Annotated in this window: 4 protein-coding genes; 2 read left to right on the top strand and 2 right to left on the bottom strand. The window is 65.7% G+C overall.

Annotated features, from left to right (window positions below; all coding sequences use genetic code 11):
* Window positions 1-457 (bottom strand): acyl-homoserine-lactone synthase (locus ACTS11_RS08950; RefSeq protein ID WP_442639979.1); only part of this gene is annotated, 457 nt, incomplete at its 3' end.
* 354 nt (window positions 458-811) lie between these two features.
* Window positions 812-985, bottom strand: a complete 174-nt coding sequence (locus ACTS11_RS08955) for a hypothetical protein (RefSeq protein WP_442639980.1) — start codon at window positions 983-985, stop codon at window positions 812-814.
* A 364-nt stretch (window positions 986-1,349) separates the two neighbouring features.
* Here ACTS11_RS08955 and ACTS11_RS08960 point away from each other — a divergent pair, with 364 nt between their 5' ends.
* Together ACTS11_RS08960 and ACTS11_RS08965 are read left to right on the top strand one after the other, a co-directional pair.
* Complete coding sequence (locus tag ACTS11_RS08960; protein ID WP_442639981.1) at window positions 1,350-2,114, top strand: class I SAM-dependent methyltransferase; 765 nt, start codon at window positions 1,350-1,352, stop codon at window positions 2,112-2,114.
* 49 nt (window positions 2,115-2,163) lie between these two features.
* A complete protein-coding gene (locus tag ACTS11_RS08965; RefSeq protein ID WP_442639982.1) occupies window positions 2,164-2,838 on the top strand; it encodes an N-acyl amino acid synthase FeeM domain-containing protein in 675 nt (224 codons plus the stop codon).
* The last annotated feature ends 138 nt before the right edge of the window (window positions 2,839-2,976 follow it).

Below are 2,976 nucleotides of genomic sequence, written 5' to 3' on the forward strand. Positions count from 1 at the left end.
GCGCCCAGCGCGACCAGATGCCGGGCACGACGCCGAGAATGTAGCTCGCGCCGTTCCTGCGCGCGGCCTCGGTCATCGCGTCGAGGAGCATCCGCTGGGCGAAGCTGCGCCGCATCGCCGGCACCGCGTCGGTGATGAAGAAGCGCGACGCCTCCCAGACGTTCGGCTCGACCGGAGCCCTGAAGAACAGCACGTCGCTCGGGATGCCGTCGAGCACGCCCATCTGCGCGTCGCGGAGGAGATAGCTGTAGATCCCGTTTCTCGCCGTGGTCGGCACGAGGCGGACGCCACCGATGACCTGGCCGAACTCGTGCAGGACGATCCAGCGGCAGAACGGCGTGTCGTACTGGTCGAACTCCATGCCGTCCACGTCCGAGACGTTCCACCGCGCGCGCTCGACGAAGACGCTGCGGCGCGCCTCGAGGTAGCGGACGAGAAGGTCGCCGTGCTCGTGCATGTTGCGGAACGACAACGCGGTCGCCCTGATGCTTCCGATGTCGCGCGGCCGTCCGGGCGCTTGCCTGCTGCGAAGGGCGGCGGCTGCCATGCGCAGGGACACGTCCGACGGCTGAAGCTCCGGAAACGCCCCGCGGGCAGGCCGGTCGGACTCGGTCCGGTCGTCGATCATGTCGCTGCTCGGGTCCGTCGTGCTCGTTCGGGTGGGTTTCCGCACGGCGCATCGCGCGGCGTCAACGAAAACCTGACGGCGTGCCATCCTCCGCGTCGGGATCGGATGGTGTCCATGCAACAGGAGCGTCTCCGCCGGGGCCGCGAGACTGGTCCCGCCGGCGGCATCGCCGAGCGCGGCGTCTCACATGCCGGATCGCGGCTTCTCCAGGGGCACCGCGCCGAGCACGCGGCGCTCCGCCGGCCGGGCGAGGCCCGAGGGAGGGGCGTTCACGTTGTCATGCACCGCGATGCCGAGAAAATGCGCGACGAGATCGAGCACCGCCGGATCGTCGTCAAACACGAATACCTTCATCATCCGCCCAGGGTCATCGGCCCCCACCGACGCCTTTGCGTATCGCCCCGGATTGGGGCATCACTTTGGTGCATCTGCAGAACTTTCCGCCGGAATGCGGCGGACCCGCCATTTCGGCGCCTTAATCCGGGGTCGGGTTTCCGGGGGCGGGGATCCGCCGCCCGGCGCGGTCCGGCACCAGCCCGTTTTTTGTTCGGGCGGCATCCCCTTTTGCGGCGGAATTGTTCATCCGCCCGGAAACACTCGGCGTCAAACTGCCGGACTGTGGAAAAAATTCTTTGTAGTGCCCGCTTCGTGGTATAGTGTCGGCAAGTCCGAAAGATCCGCGCAAGCCTTTACCCCAGCTTAACTTTGGAGCCTGTCTCCCATGAATTCATGCGCTCGTGACGAGGCGCCTGTTGCGCTGCGAGTCGACCAGTCCGCGAAGGCCCCCGGGCCGGCCAGCACCGACTGGACCGCCTATGCGACGGCCTATGATCTGCTGTCCGAGCACAATCCCGCCTATCAGGAGATCCTGCGCGACTTCGAGGCGTTTCTCGCGACGATCGAGCCGCCGCACCGGGTCTGGGACATCGGTGGCGGCACGGGAAACTACAGCGAGATCCTGGCCCGCACCTTCCCCGGCAGCGAGATCCGCTTCGTGGAGCCCGACGGGGGCATGATCCGCCGCGCGCAGCAGAAACTGTCCGCCTTCAGGAACATCAGCTTCGACAGCCGCGCGCTGGAGGAGGTCGACGAGCCGGGGACCGCCGACCTCGTGGTCTGCGTCCACGCGCTCTACGCCATGCCCGAGCAGGAGCGGCGCCTCGCCGACCTGCACAGGCTCCTTCGTCCGGGCGGCCTGCTCTACCTCGTGGACCTCGGCCGCGACATGAACGTGTCCGACTGGCGTGGCTATATCTTCTCGCACCTCAAAAAAAAGCACGGGGTTCTTGGCGCGCTGCGCATCATCTGGCAAGGTCGTGAAATAGCGAAGCAGAACAACGCCATCCTGAAGGCGCAGAAATCAGGCGTCTACTGGACGCACACCGAGGCAGAAATCGCATCGGCCGCCACGGCGGCCGGTTTCCAGATCGTCAGGCAGGAGCCCGTGTACCGCGGCTACAGCGACCTCCTCGTGTGTCGCGCGTAGACCACGGTAACACCCGGGCCAAGAAGAGAAAAAAATGATCGAGCAGGTTATGGAAGCGCTCAAGCGCTCGCGGTACAAGGTGGTTTCCGAAGGCGAGGATCTCGAGGCGATCTACCGCCTGCGATACAAGTGCTATCGCGCCGAGGGTTCGATCCCCGAGAACGAGCTCGGCATGATGTCCGATCCGTTCGACGAAACCGACAATTGCGTGCAGATCGGCGTCGAGATGGATGGCGAGTTGCTCGCCTCGGTTCGTCTGCACCTCGTCTCGAAGCTGTCGCCCGTCTCGCCGACGCTGGAGGTGTTCCCCGAGCTTCACGACTACATCGAACGCGGGCAGACCATTCTCGATCCGACCCGGTTCGCGGTCGATCCCGAAGCGCGCAAGCACCGCGTGAAGCTGAACTTCCTGACGCTGCGCGTTCCCTTCATCGCAACGATCTTCTACGACATCGACATCGTGCTGGCCCCCGTGCGCGCCGAACATGCAGCGTTCTACCGCCGCTACCTCGGCGCCAAGCCCGCGACCGGGCTGCGCAGTTATCCAGGCCTGAAGAGGCCGGTGCAGCTTCTGACAACGGACGTCAGGGCCGAGCGCGACGGGATTCTCGAGCGGACGCCGTTTTTCGGCCCGGTGGCCGAGATCCCGAACGCGAACATCGCGTTCCCGTCCCTTTCCGGTGTCTATGTGGCGTCGAGGCGCGGTCGCTCGGACGCAGCCTGAACGTCGCGGTCGATTCATGCGGCGCTGCATCAAGTGGCCCCAAGACCATGGTTCATGGCATCCGGGAGCGGGTTTTCGCCCGGATTCGCGCGCCCGCTGCCCAAAAGCGTGCACCGAAACTGCAATGTCCCACCTGAC

Source organism: Roseicyclus sp. (assembly GCF_052168335.1).
GTDB lineage: Bacteria > Pseudomonadota > Alphaproteobacteria > Rhodobacterales > Rhodobacteraceae > Roseibacterium.

What these genes read in the sequence shown, in the direction of transcription:
- ACTS11_RS08955 (WP_442639980.1), bottom strand. Translation starts at nt 985, where the DNA reads ATGATGAAGGTATTCGTGTTTGACGACGATCCGGCGGTGCTCGATCTC.
- ACTS11_RS08960 (WP_442639981.1), top strand. Translation starts at nt 1,350, where the DNA reads ATGAATTCATGCGCTCGTGACGAGGCGCCTGTTGCGCTGCGAGTCGAC.
- ACTS11_RS08965 (WP_442639982.1), top strand. Translation starts at nt 2,164, where the DNA reads ATGGAAGCGCTCAAGCGCTCGCGGTACAAGGTGGTTTCCGAAGGCGAG.